This window comes from Nonomuraea sp. LPB2021202275-12-8 (genome assembly GCF_037044575.1).
Taxonomy (GTDB): Bacteria; Actinomycetota; Actinomycetes; order Streptosporangiales; family Streptosporangiaceae; genus Nonomuraea.
Genome location: NZ_JBAHWD010000006.1, coordinates 239,113 through 265,432, shown reverse-complemented (window position 1 = coordinate 265,432; position 26,320 = coordinate 239,113). Strand labels below are relative to the sequence as shown.

The window sequence follows — 26,320 nt, the reverse complement described above, 5'->3', positions numbered from 1 at the left end:
CCAGGCTGTCCGAATTCCTCATTGTTAGCGAGAACATGGCCAAGCGTCAGCTCGGTGAAGGAAGAGGCCACTGTGCAAGGTCCCCCCGCCATCGCCCGCCGGCATCTGCTCGGCGGCGGCCTCGCCCTCCTCGGCGCCGCCGCCGCGGGCTGCGCGATCCCCGTCGGGCTGGGCTCGTCCCAGACACGCGTCAAGTACTGGCACTTCCTCGGCGCCAGCGACGGCATCATCATGAACCAGATGGTCGGCGCCTTCGCCAAGGAGAACGCCGACATCTTCGTCGAGGAGAACGTGCTCGCCTGGGGTGAGCCCTTCTACACGAAGATCGCCATGGCCGGAGCGGGCGGCCGATCGCCCGACCTGGCCACCTTCCACCTGGCCCGCCTGGCGGGCATCGGCGCCGGCCGGATCCTCGACCCGATCAACGTGGACCTGCTCGCCGAGAACGGCCTCAACGCGGCCGACTTCAGCCCGCCCATCTGGGAGCGCGCGCACTACAACGGCACCCTGTACGCGGTGCCGTTCGACGCCCACCCCATGGTGCAGTACTACAACACCGACATCTGCCAGAAGGCCGGCCTGCTCGGCTCCGACGGCAAGCTGCAGCCGACCAACGGGCCGGACGAGCTGCTCGCCGCACTGCGCAAGGCCAAGGAGGCGCTCGGCGGCCGGCCGCCGCTGGCCTTCGACGCGCTCGGCCTCGGCACGGTCGGGCCCTGGCGCGTCTGGTGGTCGCTCTACCCACAGAGCGGCGGCACCCTGCTGTCGGACGACGGCAGGCAGATCACCATCGACGACACCAAGGCGCTCCAGGCGCTGCGCTTCATGCGGCAGCTCGGCGAGGAAGGGCTCTGCGACCCGACGACCGACTACGGGGCCTCGGTCGCCAAGTTCACCAACAGCCACGTGGCCTTCCTGTGGAACGGCGACTGGGAGACCACCGGCCTCAAGGAGCGCAAGACGCCCTTCAGCATGACGCGATTCCCCAGCGTCTTCGGCAGCGGCGCCGCCCAGGCCGACTGTCACGTGTTCGTCCTGCCGCACCAGCGCGACCGCGACCCGGAGGTGGAGCGGGCGACCTACCGGTTCATCGCCTCCCTGGTCAAGAACAGTGCCGACTGGGCCGTGGCCGGGCACGTGCCCGCCTACCTGCCCGCACTGGAGGAGCCCGACTACCTCTCGCTGCAGCCGCAGTCGGAGTACCGCTCGGTCATCACCGATGTCGCCCTCGACCCGCAGGTCTGGTACGCCGGCTCGGCTTCCCGCCTCTGGATCGAGTTCGGCGAGGCGTTCTCCCCGGTCATCAGCGGCGAGCGCTCCCCCGAAGAGGGGCTGGCCAACGCCAAGGCCGCGCTGACCAGGCTGATGGCCGCCCCGAACCCCTTCCCCGCTGAGGAGCGATGATGACGACCACCGTCGCCGCGCCCACCACGAGCAGCGCCCCCCTCGCCAAGGCCAAGGTCCACCGGAGCTGGACCCAGCACGGGCTGCTGTTCGTCGCCCCCTTCCTACTGCTGTACGTGGCCTTCCTGGTCTGGCCGACGCTGCTCGGCCTGCGGATGAGCTTCTCCAGCGTCAACATCGCGGGCGGGAACGACAACCTCGTCGGGTTCGGCAACTACGCCGAGGCGTTCGGCGACCCCCGGATGTGGCGCTCCCTGTGGAACACGCTCGTCTTCACCGTGCTGAGCACGATCCCGCTGGTGCTCCTCGGCCTGCTGATGGCGCTGCTGGTGCACAATCTGCGGTTCGTGCAGTGGCTGTGGCGGCTGTCGTTCTTCGGGCCGTTCCTGCTGCCGTCGGCCGTGGTGTCGATCCTGTGGCTGCAGATGATCTACCCGCCGGAGTACGGCCTGCTGAATGGCACCCTGGGCACCGACATCCTGTGGCTGGGCGATCCCGGCTGGGCCATGTGGTCGGTGGTGCTCACCACGGTCTGGTGGACGGTCGGCTTCAACTTCCTGCTCTACCTGGCCGCGCTGCAGTCGATCCCGCAGCACTTGTACGAGGCCGCCGCGATCGACGGGGCGTCGGCCTGGGACAAGCTCCGCTCCATCACGCTGCCCATGCTCAGCCGTACGACCGCGCTCATCGTCGTGCTGCAGTTGCTGGCCTCGCTCAAGGTCTTCGACCAGATCTATCTGATGACGGGCGGCGGGCCGGAGGACTCCACCCGGCCGATCATCGAATACGCCTACGACATGGGCTTCACCGGCTACCGCATCGGCTACGCGTCCGCCGTCTCCTACATCCTCTTCGTCCTGATCGTTGTCGTTTCCCTGGCGCAGCTCCGGCTGTTCCGCAAGCGCGAGGAGGCCTCGTCATGACCAAGCGGTTCAGCCCCGGCCAGCTCATCCTGCTGGTGGTCGCGCTCGTGCTGGCCGTCCTGTGGCTGGCCCCCATCCTGTGGGGCCTGGCGACCTCGCTGAAGCCGGAGGACGAGACCACCATCATCCCGCTGCAGTGGTTCGGCAGCGAGATCACCTTCGACGCGTACGCGCTGGTGCTGGGCACCGGCGGCATCGTCAGGTGGGCGATCAACTCGGCGGTCACCTCCGTCATCGTCACCTTCCTGACCGTGCTGCTGTCGGCGATGGCGGCGTACGGGTTCGCGCGCACCCAGTTCAGAGGTCAGCGGGTGCTGCTCGGCCTGATCCTGGCCGGCATCATGGTGCCACCGCAGGTGCTGATCGCTCCGCTGTTCGCCGAGATGGTCTCGCTCGGGCTGGTCGACACCTGGTGGGCGATCATCCTGCCGCAGGTGGCCGCGCCGCTGATCGTCTACATCCTGTACAAGTTCTTCCAGGACGTGCCGCCGGAGCTGGAGCAGGCGGCCTTCGTGGACGGGGCGGGCCGCTGGCGGGTGTTCTTCACCATCGTGCTGCCGCTGTCGCGGCCGGTGCTGGCCGCGGTGTCGATCTTCACCTTCATCAACACCTGGAACAACTTCCTGTGGCCGTTCCTGGTGTCCACCGATCCCAACACGATGACGCTCCCGGTGGGCCTGGCCAACGTGGTGCAGGGCACGTTCGGCCTGCGGTACGCCCAGATCATGGCCTCGGTCATGCTCGCGGGGCTGCCGCTGCTGGTGGTGTTCGTGCTCTTCCAGCGTCAGATCATCCGCGGCGTCGCACACACGGGCCTCGCCGGCCAGTAAGTCCAGTGGAGCGGATGGGTGTCCTGCCGTGACGAAGTTGTCACGTCAACGGGACACCCGAAGATTCAACCCGCGGGCCTCCTGTCTTCGTACAGCTTGAGGACAGCGCCTTCGCTCCGCTCAGGAAAGAGTAGCCATGACCACATTGCGATCAGCGCCGCAGAGCCGCACCCAGTACGCGTGGCCGCTGCCGGACGACGCCAAGGCAGTGGGTCAGGCCAGGATGAGCATCCGCGGGGTGCTGACCGAGCTCGGTTTGGACGCCGATCTCGTCGACGATGCCGTGCTGATGGTCAGCGAGCTGGTGACCAACGCGCTGCTGTACGGCGACGCGCCGTACGAGCTGGCGGTGAACGCCGACGCGAGGGAGATCGTGTGCGTGGTGGTGGACAGCGGTAAGCCGCTGCCCGCCCCACGGACCCCTGACGACGGCTCCGAGCGCGGCAGGGGCCTGCACATCGTGGCGGCGCTGTCCGAGGGGTTCTACGGCTGCCACCCGCAGCGCTACGTCACCTGTCCCGAGCACACGGGCAAGGCGACGTGGTTCGCCCTGCCGCGTTGATGTCCTGTCTGGCGGGCTCGCGGTCAGCGCTTCAGGGTGATCCCCTCACGGCGCAGGTCCTCGACGATGCCGTCCACCAGGCGGGTGCTGACCGTGTGGGTCAGGCGGCCGTTCTCGCGCAGCTCGCGCACGGCGGGCACCGGATCGGGGTCGGCGAACAGCCGCTCGTCGGCGTAGTCCACCGGCCTGCCGGTCGGGTCGATGGTCCACCAGGAGGCTTCCAGCGCGATGCCGTTGGGGTCGCTGAAGTAGATCGACCGCAGGAAGCCGTGGTCCACGACGTCGGTGACCTCGCAGCCGTGCTCTTTCAGCCGGTCGCGGAGCCGGACCAGGGCTTCCTCGTCGGGCAGGTTCATCGACAGGTGGTCGAACTGGGCGGCCTTGGCGTAGGGGACGCCCGCCGGCTTGGCGAAGCTGTCCAGCTCCTGGCCGGTGTACTCGAAGAAGGCGATGGTGTTGCCGGCTCCCACTTCGAAGAAGTAGTGCTTGAAAGCCGGGATGGCGAGCGTGGTGACGAGGCGGGCGTCGAGCACGCCGTGCCAGAACCGGACGGTGGCGTCCATGTCCGAGGTGACGAGGGCTAGGTGGTGCACGCCCCGCCAGTGCACCGTTTCTGGGGTTGCGGCCATGGGGCAACAGTATGCCTTTCAACTATCTCCCCGCAGCCACGTCCTGCTGCCCCCAGAAACCGCTCAGTGCGTGAGGTCGAGTGGCGCGTGCACGCCGCGCTCCCGCAGGTGCTCGACCTTCAGCGAGCCTCCCCAGCGGGTGATCGCCTCCTCGTCGGCGAAGGCCATCGCGCGCATCATGTTCCCGCCGTCGGTGGCCTCGACCGTGCGCCGCAGGCGCTCCCGCAGCGAGGGCGGCAGGCGGGTGGTGCCCGCCTCGATGGTGTCGCCGTAGTGCGGGGCGTAGCCGACCCCCGCGAAGCCGGTGCGGCGCAACAGCGTGGGCAGCGTCTGCGAGGAGTAGAACATCAGGTGGTTCTTGGTGAAGCCGCTCCACGCGGACCCGTACGCCTTGAGCAGGAGCGAGCGCGCGTTGACCGTGAGGATGAGCAGCACCCCGCCGGGCGCGAGCAGGTCGCGGAACCTCTTGAAGTCGTCCAGCGGCCGGGGCAGGTGCGCCAGCACCGACCAGAGCGTGATGACGTCGAAGCCGCCTCCGGCGATCTCCGGCACGTCCTCGGGTGCGCCGTAGTACGCCCGCGCCCGGGTCAGCCTCTCGTTGGCCTGGTCGACCGAGTCGGGCGACAGGTCCACCCCGTAGGCGTCGAAGCCGCGCTGCTCGGCCAGCTCCAGGAACAGCCCCGCGCCGCAGCCGAAGTCGAGCAGCCGCCGGCCCTCTCCCTTGTCGAGGATGGGGGAGAACGCCTGCATGGTCAGGTTGTAGCGGCGCTGCCGGTTGGCGGCGTACTTGCCGGTCAGGAAGTTGCTGTAGCCGGTGGAGTAGAGGTCGCCGAGCCGTTCGGGCCGTACGTTGGGGTTGCGGTAGAGGAAGCCGCAGGAGGGGCAGCGGACGACCCGGTAGCGCCACTTGTTGCCGCCGGTCGGCTCGAACAGCGGCTGCTGGCTCGGCTCGCCGCACATCATGCAGCTGAGGAACTCCTCGATCTCCTCCAGCGGGATGTCCGCCTGATAGTCGTCGAGCGAGATGACCGGGGCGCGCCGCAGCCGCCACCGCCACTGCGCCTCCCGGGCCAGCCTCTCGCCCGGGCGGACGTAGACCCGCTGCCCCCAGGGCACGCGGTTGTAGCGGGAGCCGTATGCCAGCCGGCCGAGCAGACGCCGAGCAGAGACCATTGCAAACCCCTCAAGCAGCCGAATGCCGCAGGTATTGCCCCGACCGTCTCCGACTATTCCATTGCGATCGCCTGCAGACCATCTCCAAGTGGTAAGAGCAGGGCAAGCCGCGCCGCGGCCTGCCCTGCCAGGGGGTTACGAGGGGCGGCCGTCGGCCCCGCACTTAATGATCGGCCGGATGCAGTCGCGCACCCGGCGTTCCAGCTCCGCCACGGGCCAGGCGTTGAAGAAGTCGGCGTGCATGGTGAAGCCGCCTCCCGACGCCAGCCGGAAGCCCGCCGGGTTGCCGCTCACCGGATAGCGCAGCACCTGGCGGAGCTTGGGCACCGGCACCGGATGGCCGGCAGGGCACTGGTCGCCGACCGGGTAGGCCATGTGGCTCTTGTGGTCGGCCGAGTCGAGGTCGCGGCCGTTCCAGCACTGCGGGAAGTCCAGGTACGACTCCAGCATGGTGCCTGACGGGCAGGTGACGAAGTCCTTGGACGGCGGGACGTGGCCGGCGTGCAGGCACGACCAGCGGGCGATGGTGGTCCCGTCCGGACCGGTGGCCTTGGCGTTTCCGGCCACGATCCGCAGGCCGAGCGGGAACGGCTGGATCCGGGCGGTGATGTCCGGACGCACGCCCTCGCCCAGGTAGTAGAAGGTGGTGATGGCGGGCTCGACCGGGGTGCCGTTGTTGTAGAGCGTCGGCACCCAGTAGGAGGACCTGTCCACGGCCGGGTTGCAGTTCGTCGCGCCGCGCTCCAGGTCGGCCAGGGTGGTGTGGGCGTTGGTGACGCGGCTGCCGAAGAAGCTGTGCATGTGGGAGGCGCCCGGCAGGCCGGGGAAGACGATCGGGTCGTCGGGCAGGCGGTGGCTGTAGGGGCAGTCGGCGAGGAACTCCGCCACCCGTACCGGCTCGGCCGCGGCGGGACGCTGCACGAGGGGCGCGCCCAGCAGGGCGGCCAGCATGGTCAGGACGAGGATCGGTCGTAGGGCTTTCATGGCAGCTCCGATGGGATCACTGGTAGACCCGCACGTAGTCGACGAGCATCCGGGCGGGGAAGGGGGTGCCGGCGTCGGGCGGTCCCGGCCAGTCGCCGCCGACCGCGAGGTTGAGAATGAGATAGAACGGGTGGTCGAAGACCCACGGCCCGCGGGTGCGCTCGACCTCGTCCTTGCTCAGGGTGAGTACCGTCCTGCCGTCGAGGCTGTAGACGATGCCCCTGCTGTCCCAGTGCGCGGCCCAGACGTGGAAGTCGGCGGAGAAGTCCGCGCCGCCCGGCAGCGTGTAGGGGGCGCCGATGCCGCCGCCTCCGTTGTAGGCGGGGGCGTGCACGGTCGAGTAGGCCGTCTTCACGTCCTTGCCGAGCACCTCCAGGATGTCGATCTCGCCGTTGTACGGCCACGGCCGCCCGGTCAGGAAGTCGGCGCCCATCATCCAGAACGCCGGCCACAGCCCGTTTCCCTTGGGGACCTTGACCCTGGCCTCGACGCGGCCGTAGGTGAAGGTGAACCTGCCGCCGGTGTTCATCCGGGCGGAGGTGTACTGGCAGGTGCCGCTGCCGGTCAGCGGGTCGGTCGGGCAACTGGAGCCGGGCGTCGCCTGCTTGCGGGCCTCCAGGACGAGGTGGCCCTGGCCGTCCATGGCCGCGTTGTCATGGTTGGTGTAGTACTCCAGCTCGTTGTTCGGGCCGGTGCCCGGGTCGGCTCTCCACTTGGCGGCGTCCGGCCTGGTGCCCGCCGGGCCGTCGAACTCGTCGTGCCAGACGAGTGCGGGCGGGTCGGCCGGGTCCGGCGCCGGGGCGGGCGGCGTGGTGGGGGAGCCGCCGGTGCCGTACACCTGGAACTCCCACAGGCTGTAGCCGTAGGCGCCGGCCCGCTGCGTGCCGTACATGCGGACGTAGCGGCCGGTGCCGGTGACGTCGAGGGTCTGCTTGAAGCCGGTGCCGGTCGTGGTCGAGTAGACGGCCGTCCAGGTGGCGGCGTCGGGTGAGACCTGGATCTGGAACGAGCGGGCGTAGGCCGGATCCCACTGCAGCACGACCCTGCTGATCTGGGCGGTCGCGCCGAGGTCGACGTAGATCCAGCCAGGGTCGGTCCAGCCGTTGCCCGGACTGGTCGCCCACCGGCTGGCGGGGTCGAGGTCGAAGGCCCTGGCCGGGGTGCACTCCCAGCAGTTGCCGTCGTGCTGCGAGGTGGAGGCGAAGCCGGGCTTGTTGTACGACAGCAGCCTCGCGCCGCCGGGATCGCCCGCTGTGCCGTACACCTGGAGTTCCCACAGCGAGTAGCCCCACGGGGTGGCGCGCTGGGTGCCGTGCAGGCGGACATAGCGGCCGGTGCCCGATACGTCCAGGGTCTGGGTGCCCCCGGCGCCGCTGGTGGTGGAGTGGACGGTGGTCCAGGCACTGCCGTCGGCCGACACCTGGATCTGGAAGGCGGTGCCGTAGGCGGCCTCCCAGCGCAGGACCACCTGGGTGATCGACGCGCCGGCGCCGAGGTCCACCTGGATCCACTGGTGGTCCGCGAAGGCACTGGACCAGCGGGTGCCGGGGTCGCCGTCGACGGCGGCGGAGGCGGGGAAGGCCGCGCTCTCCGTCGAGGAGGCGGTGGCGGGCCTGCCCTGGGAGAGCAGCGCGGCGGCGGCCGACGCGGGCAGGGCGACGAGCGCGGGTGCGATCAGAGCGATGGCGAGGGCGACGAGGATCCCGAAGCGGGTGGGACGGCGGGGTGGACTCACGGACGTCTCCTTGGAGAAGCGGGGGGAGCGCTCCCTGAACAGGACATTGAACTTGTCATGAACGGCTGTCAAGGCCCGCTTCAACGGGTAGGGAACATCTTTCTTATCTGACAAGTGCGCGAGAGAGCGCTCTCTATGTTCTCTCTTGCGCGTTCCCCGAGGCTGCCGCGGTCGCGGCCGCGCGGAGCCGCCGCCAGATGATCCACTTGTGTGGCGGATTCACGACAAGTCGGGATTTGGCCACATCAACCTCATAGACACCGCCAGTTCAGGACGACTAGGAATTCGGTAGCTTTCCTTACCGAAATCTTGGAGGTCGTCAATGCGGGGCTTGGGACGATTGCGGAGAGGGACGGTGATGGCCGCCTCGGCCGTGCTGGCCGTCTCGGTGCTCGCGGTGCCCGGCGCGGGCGCCGACACCGCCTCGACGGGGTTCGCGGCCGTTGACGAGATCACCCTGGTCACCGGCGACCGGGTGGCGGTCCGCGCGGTGGACGGCGAGCACCACGCCGTGACGGTGACGCCCGCGCCGCGCGCGGACGGCTCGGTGCCGAGTTTCCAGGTGCTGGAGTCCGGCGGCGAGGTGACCGTCATCCCCGAGGACGTGGCCGCCCTGGTGCCCGAACGCCTGGACACGGCGCTGTTCAACGTGACCGAGCTGGCCCAGGACGGCTACGGCGGTTCCATCCCGCTCATCCTCACCTACGCGGGCAACTCCACCAAGGCGGCGATCCCGGCCGTCGAGCAACTGCGCACCCTGGAGAGCATCGACGGCGCCGGGGTGTCGGTGGCCGCGGCGCAGGCGGGCCGGTTCGGCGCGGAACTGGCCCGCCTCGCCGCGGCCGGACCGGCGATCCGGGCGGCCGGCCCGCTGGCCGGAGTCGCGAAGATCTGGCTCGACCGCAAGGTGCGGCCGGTGCTGGAGACCAGCGTCCCGCAGATCTCCGCGCCCGAGGCGTGGGCGGCCGGTTTCGACGGCACCGGCACGACCGTGGCCGTGCTCGACACCGGAGTCGACGCCGCGCACCCCGACCTCGCGGGCAAGGTCGCCGACCGGCGTGACTTCACCGGCGAGAACGCCGCCGGAGACCCGCACGGCCACGGCACCCACGTGGCCGGCACGGTCGCCGGCACCGGCGCCGCCTCCGAAGGCCGCAGCAAGGGCGTGGCCCCCGGCGCCAGCATCGTCGACGGCCGGGTGCTCGGCGGCGACGGCAGCGGCCAGCTCTCGTGGATCATCGACGGCATGGAGTGGGCGGCCGCCGACAAGCGCGCCGGCATCGTCAACATGAGCCTCGGCAGCCCCGACTCGGGCGGCCCGCTCACCGCCGCCGTCTCCGAGCTGTCACGGCAGTACGGCACCCTCTTCGTGGTGGCCGCCGGCAACGACGGCTGCGACGGCTGCGTCGGCACCCCGGGCGACGCGCCCGAGGCGCTCACCGTCGGCGCCGTCGACCGCGACGACCAGCTCGCCGTCTTCTCCAACCGCGGCCCCATCCCCGCCGACCTCGCCGTCAAGCCCGACGTCACCGCGCCGGGCGTGAGCATCACCGCCGCCCGGTCGGGCGGCACCACGCAGGACCAGCCGTACGTCGCGATGTCCGGCACCTCGATGGCGACCCCGCACGTGGCCGGGGCGGCGGCACTGCTGAGCCAGGCCAGGCCCGGCATCACCGGCCCCGAGCTGAAGTCCCTGCTGACGGGCACGGCCAAGCCCGGCGCCGACATCCCGGTGGACTCCCAGGGCGCCGGCCGGATCGACGTCGCCGCCGCGCTCAAGGGCACGGTCGTGGCCTCGACCGGCTCGGTGAACTTCGGCAGGCTCGCCGAGGGCGAGGAGAAGAGCGTCGCGGTGACGTACCGCAACCTCGGCCAGGCCCCGGTCGAGCTGGACCTGTCGGCTGGTGACGCCTTCACCGTCGAGCCGAGCCGTATCACCGTCCCCGCCGCCGGACAGGCCGAGATCAAGGTCGGCATCAAGGCGGCCGACCCCCGCCTGCTGAGGCAGGAGCTCACCGCGAGCGCAGCCGGGGGCGGCACCGTGAGGACCCTCCTGGCGGCGAGCGTCGAGCAGCGTCGCGTCGAGCTGAGAGTGCGCGGGATCGCCAGGGACGGTCGCGACGCCCGCGGCGGCTTCACCGTGCTGAACCTGGACGAAGGCACCCTCGTCGGACGCGTGCTGCCCGGCGACCCGGCCCAGCCCTGCACCGAGCAGAAGTACGGCAGCGGCACCTGCCTGCTCGTGACCCCCGGCACCTACTCCGTGCTCGGCCACATCTTCACGATGCCGGCCACCGAGGACAGCACCGCGAGCGGCAAGCCGCTGCACGAGAGCCTCGTCGGCGATCCCGAGATGGAGATCACCGAGGACACCGAGGTCGTGCTCGACGCCCGCAAGGCCGTCGAGGTGAAGGTCGAGACCCCCGACCACAAGACCAAGCGCAACATGGGGGCCGCGGCCCAGCTCATGTGGTACCGCTCCGGTGAGCAGGGGGCCGCCCTGCGCGGCGGCACCCACATCTCGCCCGGAGGGCAGATCGAGGAGCGGCTGTTCGTCCAGCCGACCGAGAAGGTCACCAAGGGCGAGTTCACCGTCGCCACCCGCTGGCGGCTGGAGGCCCCGGCGATCACCCTGTCCGCCCTCGGCCTCGACCTGAACGCCGACTACTACGACCCGGTGTACTTCAGCGACCTGGCCGACGAGTACCCCCGCCTGGACGGGACCTCGCTGCTCGTGGCGGCCGACGCCGGGCGGGGCACCGCGGCGGAGATCGCGGCGGCCCGCGTGCGCGGCAAGCTGGCCGTCATCCGCCGCACCGAAGGCGTGCCGGTCTCCACCCAGTCCAACGCAGCCGCCGTGGCGGGAGCCAAGATGGTGGCGATCTACAGCGACCGGCCCGGCGTCGACATCAGCACCGGCGGCAGCGGCGTCAAGCTCGCCGTCCCGACCGTGCGGCTCAGCCACGAGGAAGGGCTCAAGCTGGTCGAGCGGCTGCGCAAGCTGCCCGTGCCCGTCCTGGCCAAGGGCATCCCCGACAGCCCGTACGCCTACGACCTCTACCTGCGTGAGAAGGGCCGGGTGCCCGCCTCGCTGAAGTACGTGGTGCGGGCCAGGTCGCAGGCAAAGGTGGAGGTGGGCTACCACAGCCAGCTCGCCGACGGCGTGACCGTGAACGAGGCGCGGTTCGCCTACGAGCCGTGGGACACCCTGTCCATCTCCACCAACCGTCCCCTCACCGGGACGCCGCGGACCCGGACCGACTACGTCACCCCCGACCCCGACGTGCGCTGGACCTCGACGGCGGTGGGCCCGGAGCGCGAATACAACAACATGTGGCCGCACCCCGAGATCGCCCGCATGACCCTGTCGCAGCAGGACTTCCGCAGCTACAAGGCGGGCGAGCGGGTCGACCAGACCTGGTTCAAGCAGCCGGTGCTGCCGGGTGTGAACCCGCGCAACCCGCTGCGCAGGGAGGGCGACAGGCTGCGCATCTCCATGCAGGGGTTCGTGGACTCCGCCGGCAACTTCGGCAGCACGTACACGAGCCTGTTCGACCACGGCATGAAGACCGACTTCCGCCTCTACCAGGGGGACACGCTGCTGCAGCAGACCGACTTCCTGCCCTCGGAAGCCGTGGCGCTGCCGGCCGAGCAGGCCGCCTACCGGATCGAGTACGACGTCGTCAACGAGTCCGCCTGGGCGAAGCTGTCCACGCGCACCCGCTCGGTGTGGACGTTCGGCTCGGCACACGCCGAGGACACCACGGTGATCCCGCTGCTGACGGTGAACTACGACGCCCCGGTGGACCTGAAGAACCGGGCCCGCTCCACCGAGCTCGGCCTGACCCTGGCCCACCAGGAGGGCGCCGAGCAGAGCCGGATCAAGGACGTCTCCCTGGAGGTCTCCTACGACGACGGCGCCACCTGGCAGGCCACCCGGCTGAAGGCCAAGGGCGGCAAGAACTACGAGGCCAAGCTCGACAAGCCCACCTCGGAGTTCGTCTCGCTGCGGCTCAACGCGACCGACACGGCCGGCAACAGCCTCGCGCAGGAGGTGATCAGGGCCTACGCGGTGCGCTGAGCCGCCTCAGCGGGGCCAGAGCAGGATCCCCTGCTCCGGCCCGCCGGTGATCACGTAGCGGTCGTACGCCGCGAAGGCGCTGGAACGCACCTCGTCCAGCGCCTTCCCCAGGGGCCGGCCCGCGGTCAGGTCCCAGAGCCGGTGCGAGCTTTCGTCGTCGAGTCCCGTCTCCACCCAGGCGAGGGTGCGCCCGCCCAGCGTCGCCGCGCCCACGATCGACATGCGGTCGCCCGTTCCCACCTCTACCGGTGGCGCCAGGTCCGCGCCCGTCAGCGGGTCCAGGATCCGCACCGTGCCGCTCCCGCCGGCGGCCAGGAGCGCCGGACGGCAGCCGAACTCGCCCACGTGACGGATCGAGAGCTCGCCTGACGACGGCCGCACGGCGAAGGCGGAGACCCGCCGCTCGGCGGCGACGTCCCAGATCTCCACCCGCCGCGCGTCGTGCAGGATGGCGAAGGCGCGCCCGCCGATCACCACCAGGCTCCCGCCCATGGGAGCCAGGCGGAAGGAGTCGAGGAGTCGGCGGGTCCGCAGGTCCCAGGTGTGCACGAGATGGCCGCCGTCACCCGGTTGGAGCGCCACCGCAGCCGGACCGGCCGCGCGCCGCTCCACCACGACTCCGCCGATCCACAGGTGCGAGCCAGGGCTGTCCGGCACCGGGAGGCCGCCGAGCTCGGTGGCGGTCCGCAGGTTCCACACGGTGACCGTCCTCGGGTAACCGGTGGTCACCGCGACGGGGACGCCGTCGAGGTCGGCGGTGGCCAGCGAGACGCCGCCTTCCCCGCCGGAGCCGCGCGCCGGGCGCATGGGCGGGCCCGCCGGGGCGCGGCGGGCCGGGTCCCAGGTCCGGACCGTGCCGTCCGCCTCGGCGGTCACGCCGATCGGCCGGCCGTCCAGCTCGGCGAACGCGGCCCGCTCGACGCCGTCGGGCGGGCCCTCCGGGCTCTGGCCGCCCACCTGTTCGCGGGCGCGCACGTCCCAGAGCCGGACGGTGCTGTCCACGCTGCCGCTGAGCAGGACCGACCTGCCGTCCAGCTCGCCCCCGGCGAGCGCGGTGACCGCGCCCCGGTGGCCTTCGAGGCTGCCCAGGTCGCTCCCGTCCATGCCGCGCAGGACCGTGGGCGCCGGGACCGACCTGTGCAGCACCTGCGGGTCGCTGGTCAGCCGGCCGAGCGCGAGCACCTGGCCGCCGGCGCCGGCGACCAGGGCGGAGGCGCCGTACGGGACCGGATCGCCCTCGTCGTTCTCCCCGGCCTCGGCGAGCATCCCCCGCCCGGTCTGGAGGGCCAGGTCGAACCGGTGGATGCCCAGGTAGGAGCGCACGAGCAGGACGCCGCGGCCGTCGATCTCGGTGATCCGCATCCAGTCCGGGGTGGCGTACTCGTCGCCCAGGTGGAAGCCCCTGCCGGAGGTGCGGCCGGTAACGAGGTCCCAGACGCGGAACGGGCGCTCCTCGCCCTCGTAGGCGACCAGGATCTCCCTGCCGCCGAGCGTGCCGGCGGCGATCGCCTCCGCGCCACGGGTGCGGATGGTCCGCAGCACCGCCCCCGAGGCCGGGTCCACGACCCGTACGGTGTCGCCCCTGGCGGCGAACAGCGCGCCGCGGCCCCGATAGCGGCCCTGGGCGAACACCGACCCCTTGGGAAAGCGCATCAGGACCCGCCTTGCCGCCAGATCCCACAGCCGCGCCCCGTAGCCGCCCTCGGTCAGCACGCCGGGCCGTCCACCGAGGTCCACGTAGTCGGCGGCGGTGCCGTCAAGCGGCTCGGCGGCGGGCTGGAAGCCGGGCAGCCACCAGAACCTGACCGTCCCCTCGGCCCCGGCCGACACGGCGATCGGCCGGCCGTCGAGCCGCCCGAAGCCGACCGTCCTGACGTCGGTGTGGCCGCCCGTGGACAGCGGCTCCGGCGCGCCCGTCACGGCGGACACGGCGGGCGGGCACGTGCCGGGAGCCGCCCAGAGGGTGGGCGGCACGCCGGCGACCGGAGCGGCCTCGCGGTGGGCGGCGGAGCCCGCGAGAAGCGGCACGCACGCCGCCACCGCCGCGAGCAGGGCCAGAGGACGCCGGATGCGGATCACGGTCGTTAGATGCGGCCGCACCCCCGATTGTTCCGCGCTCAACGGGCCGCCCTGGCGATGACCTCCTCCGTGGTGAGCGGCGCCTTCGGATGGTGGCTCAGGCACATCGGGACCCGGGTCTTCTCGAAGGAGCGGCCCTCCAGCGCCAGGTAGAACTCGCCGGCGCTCAGCCTGGCGATGTCCGGCGTGCTGCCGCCCTTGGCCTGGGCCATCTCCTTGGCCGTGTTGACGTGCACGGGGGCGTTCAGCAGGCCGAAGAACTGCGTGGCGGCGTTGCCGGGAATCTGGTTGTGCAGACCCTTCGGCGCCTGGGTCGCGAAGACGAGACCCAGGCCGTACTTGCGTGCCTGCGAGGCGAGCGCCAGCGTGCTGCGGGTGGCCGGGGTCACCCGGCCGCCGGAGGGGGCGAACGTCTGCGCCTCGTCCATGACGAACAGCCCGCCCAGCGGCCTGTCACCCGCCGGATGCTTCTTGATCCAGGCGAACAGCTCCATCTGGAGCCGGCCGACGAAGCTCTGCCGCTGCTCGTCACCCGGCAGCCCCACCAGGCTGATCACCGAGATCCTGGCTCGCCTGCCTTCCGACGGGGTCAGCAGCAGGCCGGGGTCCACCGGTTCGCCACCGCCGCCGAACAGCGGGTCGTTGTCCATCGCGGCGGTCAGCGACTGGGCGAGCTCGGCCGCGATGCGGTGGGCGTTCGCCAGCTCGCTCACCCCGTCCGGCAGATCGGACAGCAGCGCGACCAGGCCCTTGAGACTCCGTCCGCCGCCGCGGCCGTAGCGTTCCAGAGCCTTCCTGAGCACGGCCTGCCCGAGCTGGGCCTTATTGGTGTGCGCGTCCAGCTTGACCCGGGGCGCGATGCCGGCGACGGCCACCTCCACGGCCTCGGCGAACTCGTCGGGGTCGGCCGCCACGCCGGCGAAGTCGGGCAGCGGCTGGAAGCTCAGCGGGCGGCCCGCCCCCCGCCTCGGAGTCCAGACCACCACCTCGGTGCCCGCCAGATAGGCTTCCGCCTTCAGCTCGTCGCCGTCCTCCCAGCCCGGCGGCACCTGCGGCCACCGGTCGCCGAGGCGCGCGAGATCGTTGTTGGGGTCGAGCACGATGGCGGAGACCCCCTGCAGCGCGCACTCCTCGACCAGCCGCCGGATCAGCACGGTCTTGCCGGAGCCGGAGCCGGCGAAGATCGCGGTGTGCTTTCTGAGCGCCTCCAACGAGACGCTCATGGGCGCACCGGTGCCGATCGCCCTGCCGACGGGGATGCCGGGAGCGCACGGCGCCTCCACCGCCGGCATGTTCGGGGTGGGAACGCTCCAGACCTCCGTAAGCGCCTCCTTGAGGAAGGCGACGTCACCCGCCGGTCGGCGGGCGGCCAGCCAGGCCGTGAGGTGAGGCGGGTTCTCGGCGAGCAGTTCCCTGAGCGCGACGAGGATCCTGAGGTCGTCGTGGCCGAACGCCAGCGTCCTGCCACCCGCGCGCTCGAACGCCGCGATGACCTCCCGGGTGCGGGCGCCCTTGGACCAGTCCTGCCCGCGCAGCAGGAACAGCCGCCTCTTGGGCACCTCGGCGTCCAGCCCGGCCGCCACCGACGCCTTGCGCACGCGGTTCAGGGCCGCGATGGCGTTGTCCGCGGTCACCGCGCGAAAGCCCCAGTGCGCCTCGTCCTCGGTGGTCTCGTCCAGGCTGCGGCGCAGCCGCGCGTGCAGCGGCGGTTTCGCGCTCGGCGGCGGGTCCACGGTGAACGCCAGGCCGCTCTCGCCCTGCTCGGCGATCCACGCCGACAGCCCGGCCGCCAGGAGAGCGGGCATCTGGACGTCCTCGGTGGCGCCGTTGATCACCGGCGGCTGCCCCCCGTCGCGCAACGCGGCGAACCGGGCGTCCAGCTCGGCCAGCGCCGCCGGCTCGGGAAGCTCCTTGGCGACCGGCGCCGGGCCCTGCGGCATGGCGGTCGCTCCGGCGAAGCTCTCCAGCTCTCTGACCTCGTCGTCCAGCAGGCAGGACCGGATGTGCGCGTCGATCGTGATCAGGAGCTGCCGTGGCGTGAACCCGGGAGCCCCCTGGAACGCCTCCGGCCGCACCGGCCAGGTCGGGTACGGCGGCTCGATCCCGGCCGAGCGATACTGCACGTCGAACCGCTTGGCGACGAGCTCGCGGCCGGTCTCGGCGTCGGGGATGGTCATGAGTTGCACGGCCTGCCGGAACCGGTCCCGGACCGTGTCGACCGCCTTGCGTTCGATGAACGTCCAGGTGGCCGGGATGCAGGAGACGACCGTCAGCGTCCTGCGCGTGACCTCCCGGAGCGCCATCAGGCCTCCCGCCACCCGTTCCAGCAGGAGTGCTTCGCCGCCCTCGTGGCCCGTGGTCCCGTCCGTCGAGGTTCTGGACTGGGCGATCAGCGGATCCAGCTGGTCGACGGCGATGACGATCGGGCCGGTCAGCGCCAGCAGGCGCGAGATGTCCCCGACGATCTCCTGCGGTGTCTTGTCGATCCGCCGGATGCCCCATCGGGCCCGCTCTCCGGGCTCACCCTCGGGCATCGAGTACAGGAACGCCTCGCCGATGTCCTGCATCCCCGGGTCGACCGAGGCGAACAGCACCAGCGCCCGCGCGATGTCCTGGCACCAGCGGCCGACCGGCTCGTCGAAGCGGCGCAGCGCGCCGATGAAGGTGTCGAGCTCGTCCCGGGTGAGGGCCTTCCTGCCCGTCACCGCCCGCCGGGTCATCCTCGACACGTCCACGGCCGACGCCAGACGTGACAGGAACACCCGCAGTTGCGACTCCCCGTCCTCACCCGCCCGCGAGAAGCTGTCCAGGATCGACACCACGGTGCTCTCCCAGAAGCCCTTCGCGTCCAGTAGGCCGACCAGGACGAAGTACCCGTTCTCCCGTTGGGTCGCCTCTCGCAGCCAGCCGAGCAGATGAGTCTTGCCGGTGCCGCGCTGGCCCTGCACGACCACGCCGATGGGGCTGCCCTCACGCCGGCCTCGCGCTTCGGCCAGGCCGTCGAGGAGGATCTTGGTCGAGTCTCCGTGCAGGCCTTCCACGTGGAAGGGCGAGGGGTTCCAGACGTCGTCAGCGCCCTCTGTGTAGTTGAAGCTCAGGGCGGCGAGGGCTTCGGCGCCTGTCATGCCTCACCGATCCACAGCAGGTGCTTGTCCTGACCGCCGATGATCACCGCCGCTTCCTGGTCCTGCGGGGTGAGCGTTCGCTGGTTCGACTCGGGGACGAGGTTCACGTCCCGCAGGCGTTCCATCCGGGTCAGTGCCTCGTCGACCCGCTCCCGCGGCACGTCGCTCAGGAGCGAGCGGACCTTGGCGAGACCCACCCACGAGCCTGGCTCGGGGGCCAGCTCGGCGTAGGCGGCGCGGACACGCGCCTCCAGGTCCGCAGGCGGCGCGTCATCGGTCGGAGGAGCGTCGAGGGGTTGGAAGACGTCCGCGAGCCGCTGGTCGGAGCGCTTCAGATAGGCGGGCAGCCAGTCGAGCAGCGCGCGGGCGACGACCCCCGCGGAGCCGGTCATCGCCGGCATCGAGCCCGCGCGCAGGTCCTCGGCCAGGCGGGCCCAGCCGCGGTCCGTCAGCACGTGCACGAACGTGCGGCCCCGCTTCCAGCTTTCGACCAGTTTCAGCTCGTTCAGCCTGAGTCGTTTCCGCCCGTCGATCGTCAGGCCGCGGCGCTCCTTGAGCTCGGTGTTGGAGATCTCACCGGCCTCCACGGCCAGGACGACCAGCGCCGAGAATTCGGGCAGCGACAGCCTCTGCTCTGACATGTTTCATCCTTCTCGAGTGATACGACGCCGGTCCTGAAGGAACAGCTCGATCTGGCGGACGACACCCTGGGTATCGGTCAACACCTGGGAATCGGTGAAGCGGAGCACGGCGTAACCGGCGAGTTGGAGCCGCACGTCCCGGCCGCGGTCGTCGGCGAACTTGAGCGCGCCCCGGTGGTCGGGGCCGTCCACCTCCACGACGCAGCGTTCCGCCGGCCAGATCAGGTCCACCCGGACCGGGCCGGCGAGCGGATGTGGGCGCAGGGTCTGGTTCCATGCGCGGCCCGCGGCCCAGCCGCACGGGGACAGCGCGGCCTCCAGCGCCCGCTCGCTGGGACTGGCCGGATGCGGCCGTCCGGCGACCGGGGGATAGGTGATGGCCGCCGTGGGCATCCCGGCGCCGCCCGGCGGCAGAGCCTCGGGGGCCCTGCCCGGCAGCGTGAACGGCACCCTGGCCACCCGATCCACCGCCGTGAGCTCGGCCCCGACCAGCCAGACGCCGAAGCCGCCCCGGTGGGCGAGCCATTCGCAGCCCGCCACCAGCACCTCCTGACCTGCCGCCGAGAGCCCGTCGGGCACCCGGACCAGGAGGGACGTGCGCGACCTGGCGAAGCCGGCGGCCAGGACCCGGGCGAGCCCCGCGGCCCTGATCTCGGGGGAAAACTCGCAGGGCCGCCCGGTCAGCGCCCGCTCCGCCAGCTCGGCCAGGAAGGGGCCGAAGTCCTCACCGGCCGACGCCCTGCGCAGGGCAAGGGTCCGTACGGCGGGCACGTTGGCGCCGCCCGGCCCGTCGATGCCTTCGGCTCCGGGCAGCCAGGCGGGGAACAGGGCGACGGCGGCCGCGTCCAGCTCGTCCAGGACCGAGGTGACCATGGCCGTGGCGGAGCGGGCCTCGACGGCGGCGTAGGTGACGATCGCGGGCGAGCCTTCGGGGAGGGGATCGATGGCCTGCGCGACGGCGTCCGCGTCGGCGCCTTCCAGCCGAACGACCCTGCCGACCGGTAACGCCGCCCAGGAACGCACCGTTCGCCGCCCCCAAGTCCGACTGTGACAACGCTGCGACGCTATACGCCGCAGGCCTGCTCTGCCACCCGGAACGGCACGATGAGGCGAGGTGTAAAGTCGCCCGTCATGCAACGCCTTATCGGATTATTGGTCGGGGCCGTTTTCGGCATGCTCTTCGTCGCGATCAACGCGCACGAGCCCCTGCCGTCGACGGCCGGGATCTTGCTGCGGGTGGCGGCGGGGGTCGCGCTCGCGTTCGTCATCTTCGTGTACATGGTCGCGGGCAAGCTCATCAAGACCGGGGCCGTGCCCCAGAGCGGGCAGGCGGGCGGGCCGATGTTCGGCAAGGCGTACCTGGTGATCGTCGGCATCGAGGTGGTCCTGCTGTTCGGCGGGCTCCCGGTGCTGGGCGCCCTGGGGGTGCCGGCGCAGGTGAACGTCGCCTGGATCGCGTTCGTCGTCGGCGCGCACTTCGTCGCGCTGGCGCCGGTGTGGAAGGCGCCCAGCATGCTGGTGCCCGGCGTCGTCCCCACGGTGCTGGGGATCGCCGGATTCGTCATGGCCGGCACGTCCGCGATCGCGTGGGTGCCGTTCGTGAGCGGGGTGCTCTCGGGCGTCACGCTGCTGGGAGCCAGCGCCGTGCTGAGCTGGCAGCAGCTCGCCGAGCTGCGCAAGGTGGCGGCGACGAGCTGATCGGCCGTCAGCCGCCGTCCCGGTCGGAGTCGGCGGCGAAGACGATCGCGCCCAGATAGCCGTCGTCCTCCTCGGTGACCTTCAGCAGCATTTCCTCGCGGTAGATGCCGTCGTCGTCGTTGCGGGTGTCGCGGCCGGACCGGGCCGCGTAGGGGGACCGGGCGAGCACCTGCGCGTTGAGCGCCTCGTCGAACATCACCTGGGTGGTGAGCACGCGAGCGTCGCCGAAGTGCACCATGGCGTGGATGTGGACGGTGCGGCCCCGGTACCAGCCCGGCCAGATCGTGGTGAACTGCACGATGCCGTCGGAGTTGGTCACCTGGGCGCCCCGCAGGTAGCGCTCGTCGTCCGTCGGTGTCAGCTCCCCGTCCGGGCCGGGTGGGGAGCCGGCACCGCCGGTGGACTGCGATTCGGCACCGGAGTAGAGCCCGCCCGCGTCGCAGTGCCAGATCTCCACCACGGCGTCGCCGAGGGGCCGGCAGGTCTCGCTGTCCTGGACCCTGACGGCCACCCGCAGCCGGACGCCCTGCTTGTCCTCGCGGATGTCGGAGCGGATCTTGTCCGCGTCGAAGTAGTAGGGGCCCTGCGTGGCGGCGGGGGTGAGCGTGCAGGTGCCGGCGTCCGCGAACAGGGAGGTGAGATCGCCGGTGGTGGTGGCCCGCGGGGTCACCGCCGCCCCGGTCGAGGTGGTGACCGGCTGGGTGTTCTGGCAGGCGGTGAGCAGGCTGCCGAGCCCGATGGAGCTGACGCCGGCGAGCAACGTGCGCCGGCTGACCCGCTGACCCTCGTGATCGTGTCCCATGACGTCTCTTCCGGCTCGGGGAGCCAAGGCTGGGGGAACGTGGCTTCGTACAGTGTCAACACTTCATGAGAGCGGGATGATGCGGTAGCTCGCCCCGGCCCGCGTGGGGAGCGTGAGCACGCCGTCCGCCACGCTGTGCCCGGCGCCGGAGGGCTCGACGCGCGAGCGCCCGCCCAGCGCGGGACTGCGCAGCCGGGCGGTCTCGCCGCTGCCCGAGGTCAGCCGGATCTCCGTGGGGCCGCCGTGCTCCCAGCTCACCCCGATCGTGTGGCCGCCCCGGGCGCGCAGCCCGTCGAAGGAGCCGCCGTCCCAGGCGGCGGGCAGCGCGGGAAGCAGGTCGATGGTCCCGGTGTGGCTCTGCAGCAGCATCTCGGCCATGCCCGAGGTGGCGCCGAAGTTGCCGTCGATCTGGAACGGCGGGTGGCTGTCCCACAGGTTGGCCAGCGTGCTGAGCCTGAGCTGCTCGCTGAGCATCTTCCTGGCGTGGTCGCCGTCACCGAGCCGCGCCCAGAAGTTGATCTTCCAGGCCTTGCTCCAGCCGGTGCCGCCGTCGCCACGCCCGGCGAGCGTGACCCTGGCCGCCTCGAGGTGCTCGGGGTCGGTGATCTGCCGCCCGGGGTGCAGCGCGAAGAGCTGGGAGACGTGCCGGTGCCGGTCGCGCGGGTCGTCCAGGTCGGCCTTCCACTCCTGGAGCTGGCCCCACGAGCCGACCCGCAGGCCGGGATCGAGCCGGTCCAGCGCCTCGCGCAGCCGCTCGCACGGCCCCGCGTCGAGCCCGAGGATCTCGGCCGCCTCCAGCGTGTTCGTGAACAGGTCCCACACGATCTGCTGCGGCATGGCCGCGCCCGCGGTGAAGTCGCCGTGCTCCGGCGAGTAGCTCGGGGAGACGACGAGCGTGCCGTCACGCGGGTCGGCACGCAGGTTGGCCAGCCAGAACAGCGCCGCCTCGCGCATCGCGGGATAGGCCCGCTCGCGCAGGAACGCCTCGTCCCCGCCGAACAGGTAGTGCTCGTAGAGATGCCGGACCAGCCAGCCGGCGGCGTCCGGCATCCAGAACGAGGTGGGCCAGTCGTGCACGCCGGTGAAGCCGAACGGGTTGGTGTTCTGGTGCACCACCCATCCCTCGGTGCCGAACATCGACCGAGCGGTCCGCCTTCCCGGCTCGCGCAGCGCCTCGACGAAGTCCAGGTACGGCTCCGCGGTCTCGGCCAGGTTGGTGACCTCGGCCGGCCAGTAGTTCATCTGGATGTTGATGTTGGTGTGGTAGTCGGCGTCCCAGGGCGGGGTGTTGGAGGCGTTCCAGACACCCTGCAGGTTGGCGGGCAGCGACCCGGGCCGCGACGAGGCGATGAGCAGGTATCGGCCGTACTGGAAGTACAGCGCCTCCAGCGCGCTGTCCTCGGGGGCGCCGGTGCAGGAGTCGAGGAGCCGATCGGTGGGCAGGCTCGGCAGCGGCCGGCCGAGGTCCAGCCGCACCCGGCCGAACAGCGCCCGGTGGTCCGCCTCGTGCGCCCGGCGCAGCTCGTCGTACGGCCGGGCGGCGGCGGCGTCCACGGCCGCGGTGACCTTCGCCCGCGGGTCCTCCCCCCGGTAGGCGGGGTGGACGGGGGCGTAGTCGGTCGCGGCGGAGAGCGCGAACGTCGCGCTGTCCGCGCCGCTGACCACGATCGCGTCGCCGTCGCGGGTGAGGCTGCCGCCCTCGGCACGCACCTGGACCTGGCCTTCGTACACCAGCCCGTTGCCTGGCAGCGCGCCCCGGATCCGCAGCCGGCCACCCGCCGCGGTGACGGTCTCGGCTCCCGGGTGCGCGCCCGCGAACCGCAGGGCGAAGCTCACCCGGCCCGGCCGGTCGGCGCCGATCCGGCCGGCGATCACGTTGGCCGGATGGCTCGCGAGGTACTCACGGGTGAACGTCACCCCGTCCGCGTCCCGGTAGGTCACCGTGGCCACGGCCGTGCCGAGGTCGAGCGAGCGGCGGTAGGACTCCGGAGCCGCCGGGGCGCCCGGCACGTCGAGGAGGAGCTCGCCGAGGCTCTGGTAGGCGCCGAACCCGGTGACGGGCTGGCCGAGCAGCGCGGCCACGTCCTCCGGCGCCATCCGGCCGTGCTCGTCGATGACCCGCTGGACCTCCTCGACGGCTCCCGGCCGGGGCTCCGGCCAGTCGCCGTGGCGGTACGTCTCCTCGCCGGGCCCGCCGGTCCACAGGGTCTTCTCGTTGAGCTGGAGGCGCTCGGTCGCCACGGTGCCGAAGACGGTCGCGCCGAGCGCGCCGTTGCCGATGGGCAGCGTCTCGCTCTCCCAGTCGGAGGCGGGCCGGTCGTACCAGAGGACCAACGAATTGCTCACAATGGCCGGAATCCTACCGGCGCGATCTTCGTACGGATAAAGGCCGACTCTGTCGGTGGCTTCCGGTAGGTTTCCGGATCATTGATCAGCCCGAGCCGCCTTGTGCTGGAGGTCGAGGATCGTGACCGCGGACCCAACCGCGTGGGAGCAGAGCAGCGTCATGCGTGTGGTGCCGCCACTGCAGCCGCGCAAGCTGGCGAAGGTGCCCTTCGTCGAGCTGGCTGACGGGCGGCTGCAAGGAGTCGTGTCGAGCGGCTCGGACATCGGGCGGGTGTACGTCTCCTCGATCGCCACCGGCACCCACGCCTACAACTGCAGCACCAACAACAACCGGCCGTGCGGCGGCCTGCTCGGGGCCCCCTGCAAGCACCTGCGGTCGCTGGTCGACGAGGCGGTGGTGCAGTACGGCGCCGACCGGGTCGCCCGCTACCTGCGCGTCGAGGGCGAGGGCATCACCTCCGGATCCGAGCTGGTGAGCCGCCTGGCCGGTCAGCACGAGCCGGCCCCGGCCGCCGTCGTGTTCAGCCGCTTCCTGCGCCACCTGGCCTACCTGGAGCTGCCCGTCACCACGGCGCCCCTGGCGGAGCTGCACTGGTTCCCGGCCTCCGGGGCGGTGCGCTGATGCTCGCGGTGCAGCTGGCAGCGCTGGCCGAGGACCCGCCCGGCGTCGGGGAGGCTCTGGAGCTGGTGACGGCCTTCGACGACGCGCTCGCGCACGGCCTCGGCCGGCTCGGCGAGCAGGGCGCGCAGGCGGTCACCGCCCTGGCCGGAGCCGTGGCGGCCACGCCGCTCGGCGACCGGACCGGCGAGGCGGCCGGGAAGATCGCCGCGGGCTCCGTCGCCGGAGAGCATCTGACGGCGCTGGCCGGGGCGCGCGCCGCGCTGTTCGGCTCGGCGCACGACGCGCTGCTGGCCCGGCTGGACGAGGCGCTCGGACGGGCGCGGGCGCCGTGGGCGGAGCCGGTGAGCGGGGCCGCTCCGGCGGACAACCTGCTGGCCGGCTGCCGGTCCTGGCTGCACGAGCTCGCCATCACCGGATGGCGCGGCGTCGGCCACGACCTCGTCGCCGCCTCCGACCAGACCGTGGAGGCACTGCTCGCCGAGCCCGCCATGCGGCGGCTCGCGGTGCTGCTCGACGGGCTGGCGGAGGAGCTGAGGGCCTCCTCGCCCGTCGCGACGATGGCGCGGCTGCCCGCCCGGCGCTGGGCCGACCTGTGGACGCGCGCGCTGCTGCTCTCCCAGCCCGGCTGGCTCGGCGGTCCCGAGCAGGGCACGCCGGTGTCCGGGCGGCTGCTGATCCTCGGCGCCGACGTGCATGAGCACGGCACCGTGGTCCAGGTCCAGGTGCACGGCATCCTGGAGCCCGCAGGCGGCGGCGAGCCCCGGCTGGTCCGCACCGCCGCCTCCGCGACCAAGGTCGACACGATCGCCGGACCGGCCGTGTGGAGCCTGCTCCAGGGCCACCCGGTGCTGATGGGCGCCCTCGCCGGGCAGCGCGCGCTGGACCTCACCGACATGCCCCTGCTGGGCAGCGGCGACCTGGTGTGGCACGACGACCGGGCCGTCACGGGCGAGCCCGCCGACCCGTTCGCCACCGCCCGCGTGCTGCTGGCCGGCGCGCTCGCCCCGGCCACGCCGCCACTCGACCGCCACCCGGCCCGCATCGCCGAGCCCGTGCTCGTGGAGGGCTACACCACGGTCAAGGGCGACGGCGAGATCACCCTCAAGCTGGACGGCGGCACCCTGGCGATCACCACCGACCGCCTGCCGTCATGCGGCCCGCTCACCCCCCAGCTCGTGGCCGCCTCCACGGCCTGCGTCGGGCTGCTGCGCTGGGACGGCGGCCGGTGGCTGCTGCAGCCGCTCGGAGTCCAGGCCACGGTCAAACGCCAGCCGGTCGCGGCCCACAACGGCGACTGGGCGCAGGGCCCCACCGACCCCAAGGTCGTCAAGTCGCTGGCCAGATCGGGCGACGCGGTGGCCGTGCTGCGCGAACGAGCCGGACGGTTGCTGCGCCGATGACCACATCAGAGGAGAACCGCCGCCAGGTGCTGCTCTGGCGGCTGCTGGCCCGCGTGTTCGACGCCGAGGAGCAACCGTCGCTCGAAGCGGCCGGCGTCGCCGTCGTCGAGGACCTAGGCCTGCCCGCCGCGCTGCTCGACCCGTCGGTGTCGGTGGACAGCCTGGTGCAGCGCTTCCCCGAGCTAGGCCCCGAGTTCGAGGGCCTGATGACCGGCGAGGAGCCCCGGGACCGCGCCCGCACCGCCGCGCTGGCCTCCAAGCTGCTGCTGAACCTGTTCGCGACCGGCTCGGGCAACGTCTCGGCCACCGCCCTGGCCCGCTGGCAGCAGGACGCCGGCTGGTTCGAGCAGGCGCTCGGCTGCGAGCCCGGCGAGCTGCGTACCCATCCGGGCCGGGGCGAGCTGGCCGGGGTGCTCGGCGGCCTGGAGAGCGACCTCGTGCGCCGCATGCACCTGCGCGAGGTGCTCGCCGACCCGGCGCTGTCCAGGCAGCTCACCCCGAGCATGTCCCTCATCGAGCAGCTCCTGCGCGACAAGGACAACCTGTCGGGCGTCGCACTGGCCAACGCCAAGGCGCTGATCCGCAGGTTCGTCGACGAGGTGGCCGAGGTGCTGCGCACCCAGGTGCAGCAGACCAGCGCGGGGACCATCGACAGGTCGGTGCCGCCGAAGCGGGTGTTCCGCAACCTCGACATCGAGCGCACGATCTGGAAGAACCTCACCAACTGGAGTCCGGAAGACCAGCGCCTGTACGTGGACCGCCTGTACTACCGGCACACCGCCAAGCGGACCATCCCGGCCCGGATGATCGTGGTCGTGGACCAGTCGGGCTCGATGGTGGACGCGATGGTCAACTGCACCATCCTCGCGTCGATCTTCGCCGGGCTGCCCAAGGTGGACGTCCACCTGATCGCCTACGACACGCGGGCCCTCGACCTGACCCCGTGGGTGCACGACCCGTTCGAGGTGCTGCTGCGCACCCGGCTCGGCGGCGGCACCAACGGCATGGTCGCCATGGCCCAGGCCCGGCCGAAGATCATCGACCCGCGCAACACCGCGATGGTGTGGATCTCCGACTTCTACGACAACCGCGACCTGCAACCCGAGTTCGAGGCAGTCCACCGGTCAGGGGTGAAGTTGATCCCCGTCGGCTCGGTGAACAGCTCAGGCCATCAGAGCGTGGACCCCTGGTTCCGCCAGAAACTGAAGGACCTGGGCACGCCCGTGATCTCGGGCCACATCCGCAAACTCGTGCTCGAGCTCAAGAGCTTCCTCAACTAGGAGACC

19 protein-coding genes are annotated in these 26,320 nt (G+C 71.7%); 9 read left to right on the top strand and 10 right to left on the bottom strand.

Annotated elements, in window-relative coordinates:
- Nucleotides 1-72: 72 nt before the first annotated feature.
- The 4 genes from V5E28_RS14430 to V5E28_RS14415 all read left to right on the top strand — a co-directional run bounded on the left by V5E28_RS14430 (nucleotide 73) and on the right by V5E28_RS14415 (nucleotide 3,719).
- A complete protein-coding gene (locus V5E28_RS14430) occupies nucleotides 73-1,404 on the top strand; it encodes an extracellular solute-binding protein (RefSeq protein WP_336207361.1) in 1,332 nt (443 codons plus the stop codon).
- On the top strand, nucleotides 1,404-2,327 hold the full coding sequence (locus tag V5E28_RS14425; RefSeq protein WP_336207360.1) for a carbohydrate ABC transporter permease: 924 nt from the start codon (nucleotides 1,404-1,406) through the stop codon (nucleotides 2,325-2,327). The genes V5E28_RS14430 and V5E28_RS14425 overlap by 1 nt, the downstream gene beginning before the upstream one ends.
- Complete coding sequence (locus V5E28_RS14420; RefSeq protein WP_336207359.1) at nucleotides 2,324-3,157, top strand: carbohydrate ABC transporter permease; 834 nt, start codon at nucleotides 2,324-2,326, stop codon at nucleotides 3,155-3,157. The genes V5E28_RS14425 and V5E28_RS14420 overlap by 4 nt, the downstream gene beginning before the upstream one ends.
- A gap of 136 nt (nucleotides 3,158-3,293) precedes the next feature.
- Nucleotides 3,294-3,719: an ATP-binding protein gene (locus V5E28_RS14415; RefSeq protein WP_336207358.1), complete on the top strand. Its 426-nt coding sequence runs from the start codon at nucleotides 3,294-3,296 to the stop codon at nucleotides 3,717-3,719.
- Nucleotides 3,720-3,742: 23 nt separating this feature from the next.
- Here the strand turns inward: V5E28_RS14415 and V5E28_RS14410 are convergent, their stop codons facing one another.
- The 4 genes from V5E28_RS14410 to V5E28_RS14395 form a co-directional block, all read right to left on the bottom strand.
- The gene (locus V5E28_RS14410) at nucleotides 3,743-4,348 is read right to left on the bottom strand and encodes a VOC family protein (protein ID WP_336207357.1); all 606 of its coding nucleotides are present in this window, start codon (nucleotides 4,346-4,348) and stop codon (nucleotides 3,743-3,745) included.
- A 63-nt stretch (nucleotides 4,349-4,411) separates the two neighbouring features.
- Nucleotides 4,412-5,521, bottom strand: a complete 1,110-nt coding sequence (locus tag V5E28_RS14405) for a class I SAM-dependent methyltransferase (RefSeq protein WP_336207356.1) — start codon at nucleotides 5,519-5,521, stop codon at nucleotides 4,412-4,414.
- Between the two features lie 135 nt (nucleotides 5,522-5,656).
- Entirely contained in the window at nucleotides 5,657-6,505 is an 849-nt protein-coding gene (locus V5E28_RS14400) for a DUF1996 domain-containing protein (RefSeq protein ID WP_336207355.1), read from the bottom strand.
- A 16-nt stretch (nucleotides 6,506-6,521) separates the two neighbouring features.
- The gene (locus V5E28_RS14395; protein ID WP_336207354.1) at nucleotides 6,522-8,240 is read right to left on the bottom strand and encodes a discoidin domain-containing protein; all 1,719 of its coding nucleotides are present in this window, start codon (nucleotides 8,238-8,240) and stop codon (nucleotides 6,522-6,524) included.
- 358 nt (nucleotides 8,241-8,598) lie between these two features.
- On the opposite strand from V5E28_RS14395, the gene V5E28_RS14390 reads away from it, so the two are divergent.
- Nucleotides 8,599-12,321 carry a S8 family peptidase gene (locus V5E28_RS14390; protein ID WP_336207541.1) on the top strand — a complete coding sequence of 1,241 codons (3,723 nt, stop codon included), beginning with the start codon at nucleotides 8,599-8,601 and terminating at the stop codon, nucleotides 12,319-12,321.
- A 6-nt stretch (nucleotides 12,322-12,327) separates the two neighbouring features.
- Here the strand turns inward: V5E28_RS14390 and V5E28_RS14385 are convergent, their stop codons facing one another.
- Genes V5E28_RS14385 through V5E28_RS14370 form a run of 4 tightly spaced genes read right to left on the bottom strand, consistent with a single transcriptional unit; the run spans nucleotide 12,328 to nucleotide 19,189 of the window.
- Nucleotides 12,328-14,400: a WD40 repeat domain-containing protein gene (locus tag V5E28_RS14385; RefSeq protein WP_336207353.1), complete on the bottom strand. Its 2,073-nt coding sequence runs from the start codon at nucleotides 14,398-14,400 to the stop codon at nucleotides 12,328-12,330.
- Nucleotides 14,401-14,438: 38 nt separating this feature from the next.
- Nucleotides 14,439-17,525, bottom strand: coding sequence for a helicase HerA domain-containing protein (locus V5E28_RS14380; protein ID WP_336207352.1), 3,087 nt, complete (start codon nucleotides 17,523-17,525; stop codon nucleotides 14,439-14,441).
- Complete coding sequence (locus V5E28_RS14375; protein ID WP_336207351.1) at nucleotides 17,522-18,166, bottom strand: hypothetical protein; 645 nt, start codon at nucleotides 18,164-18,166, stop codon at nucleotides 17,522-17,524. Before V5E28_RS14375 ends, V5E28_RS14380 begins: the two co-directional genes overlap by 4 nt.
- Nucleotides 18,167-18,169: 3 nt before the next feature.
- On the bottom strand, nucleotides 18,170-19,189 hold the full coding sequence (locus V5E28_RS14370; RefSeq protein ID WP_336207350.1) for an endonuclease domain-containing protein: 1,020 nt from the start codon (nucleotides 19,187-19,189) through the stop codon (nucleotides 18,170-18,172).
- Nucleotides 19,190-19,297: 108 nt separating this feature from the next.
- Here V5E28_RS14370 and V5E28_RS14365 point away from each other — a divergent pair, with 108 nt between their 5' ends.
- The gene (locus V5E28_RS14365; RefSeq protein ID WP_336207349.1) at nucleotides 19,298-19,864 is read left to right on the top strand and encodes a hypothetical protein; all 567 of its coding nucleotides are present in this window, start codon (nucleotides 19,298-19,300) and stop codon (nucleotides 19,862-19,864) included.
- A 7-nt stretch (nucleotides 19,865-19,871) separates the two neighbouring features.
- Here V5E28_RS14365 and V5E28_RS14360 read toward each other — a convergent pair whose 3' ends face one another.
- Nucleotides 19,872-20,666: an intradiol ring-cleavage dioxygenase gene (locus V5E28_RS14360; RefSeq protein WP_336207348.1), complete on the bottom strand. Its 795-nt coding sequence runs from the start codon at nucleotides 20,664-20,666 to the stop codon at nucleotides 19,872-19,874.
- Between the two features lie 63 nt (nucleotides 20,667-20,729).
- Nucleotides 20,730-23,012: a glycoside hydrolase family 95 protein gene (locus V5E28_RS14355; protein ID WP_336207347.1), complete on the bottom strand. Its 2,283-nt coding sequence runs from the start codon at nucleotides 23,010-23,012 to the stop codon at nucleotides 20,730-20,732.
- 121 nt (nucleotides 23,013-23,133) lie between these two features.
- On the opposite strand from V5E28_RS14355, the gene V5E28_RS14350 reads away from it, so the two are divergent.
- From V5E28_RS14350 to V5E28_RS14340, 3 genes are read left to right on the top strand one after another with little or no spacing between them, the layout of a single operon-like run.
- Nucleotides 23,134-23,634 (top strand): hypothetical protein, encoded by a 501-nt coding sequence (locus tag V5E28_RS14350; protein WP_336207346.1) that lies wholly within the window; start codon nucleotides 23,134-23,136, stop codon nucleotides 23,632-23,634.
- Complete coding sequence (locus V5E28_RS14345) at nucleotides 23,634-25,034, top strand: hypothetical protein (RefSeq protein WP_336207345.1); 1,401 nt, start codon at nucleotides 23,634-23,636, stop codon at nucleotides 25,032-25,034. Before V5E28_RS14350 ends, V5E28_RS14345 begins: the two co-directional genes overlap by 1 nt.
- The gene (locus tag V5E28_RS14340) at nucleotides 25,031-26,314 is read left to right on the top strand and encodes a vWA domain-containing protein (RefSeq protein ID WP_336207344.1); all 1,284 of its coding nucleotides are present in this window, start codon (nucleotides 25,031-25,033) and stop codon (nucleotides 26,312-26,314) included. Before V5E28_RS14345 ends, V5E28_RS14340 begins: the two co-directional genes overlap by 4 nt.
- Nucleotides 26,315-26,320: the final 6 nt, after the last annotated feature.

Coding starts and splice junctions, on each gene's coding strand:
- V5E28_RS14425 (WP_336207360.1), top strand. CDS start 1,404: ATGACGACCACCGTCGCCGCGCCCACCACGAGCAGCGCCCCCCTCGCC.
- V5E28_RS14420 (WP_336207359.1), top strand. CDS start 2,324: ATGACCAAGCGGTTCAGCCCCGGCCAGCTCATCCTGCTGGTGGTCGCG.
- V5E28_RS14415 (WP_336207358.1), top strand. CDS start 3,294: ATGACCACATTGCGATCAGCGCCGCAGAGCCGCACCCAGTACGCGTGG.
- V5E28_RS14410 (WP_336207357.1), bottom strand. CDS start 4,348: ATGGCCGCAACCCCAGAAACGGTGCACTGGCGGGGCGTGCACCACCTA.
- V5E28_RS14405 (WP_336207356.1), bottom strand. CDS start 5,521: ATGGTCTCTGCTCGGCGTCTGCTCGGCCGGCTGGCATACGGCTCCCGC.
- V5E28_RS14400 (WP_336207355.1), bottom strand. CDS start 6,505: ATGAAAGCCCTACGACCGATCCTCGTCCTGACCATGCTGGCCGCCCTG.
- V5E28_RS14390 (WP_336207541.1), top strand. CDS start 8,599: ATGGCCGCCTCGGCCGTGCTGGCCGTCTCGGTGCTCGCGGTGCCCGGC.
- V5E28_RS14380 (WP_336207352.1), bottom strand. CDS start 17,525: ATGACAGGCGCCGAAGCCCTCGCCGCCCTGAGCTTCAACTACACAGAG.
- V5E28_RS14375 (WP_336207351.1), bottom strand. CDS start 18,166: ATGTCAGAGCAGAGGCTGTCGCTGCCCGAATTCTCGGCGCTGGTCGTC.
- V5E28_RS14365 (WP_336207349.1), top strand. CDS start 19,298: ATGCAACGCCTTATCGGATTATTGGTCGGGGCCGTTTTCGGCATGCTC.
- V5E28_RS14360 (WP_336207348.1), bottom strand. CDS start 20,666: ATGGGACACGATCACGAGGGTCAGCGGGTCAGCCGGCGCACGTTGCTC.
- V5E28_RS14345 (WP_336207345.1), top strand. CDS start 23,634: ATGCTCGCGGTGCAGCTGGCAGCGCTGGCCGAGGACCCGCCCGGCGTC.
- V5E28_RS14340 (WP_336207344.1), top strand. CDS start 25,031: ATGACCACATCAGAGGAGAACCGCCGCCAGGTGCTGCTCTGGCGGCTG.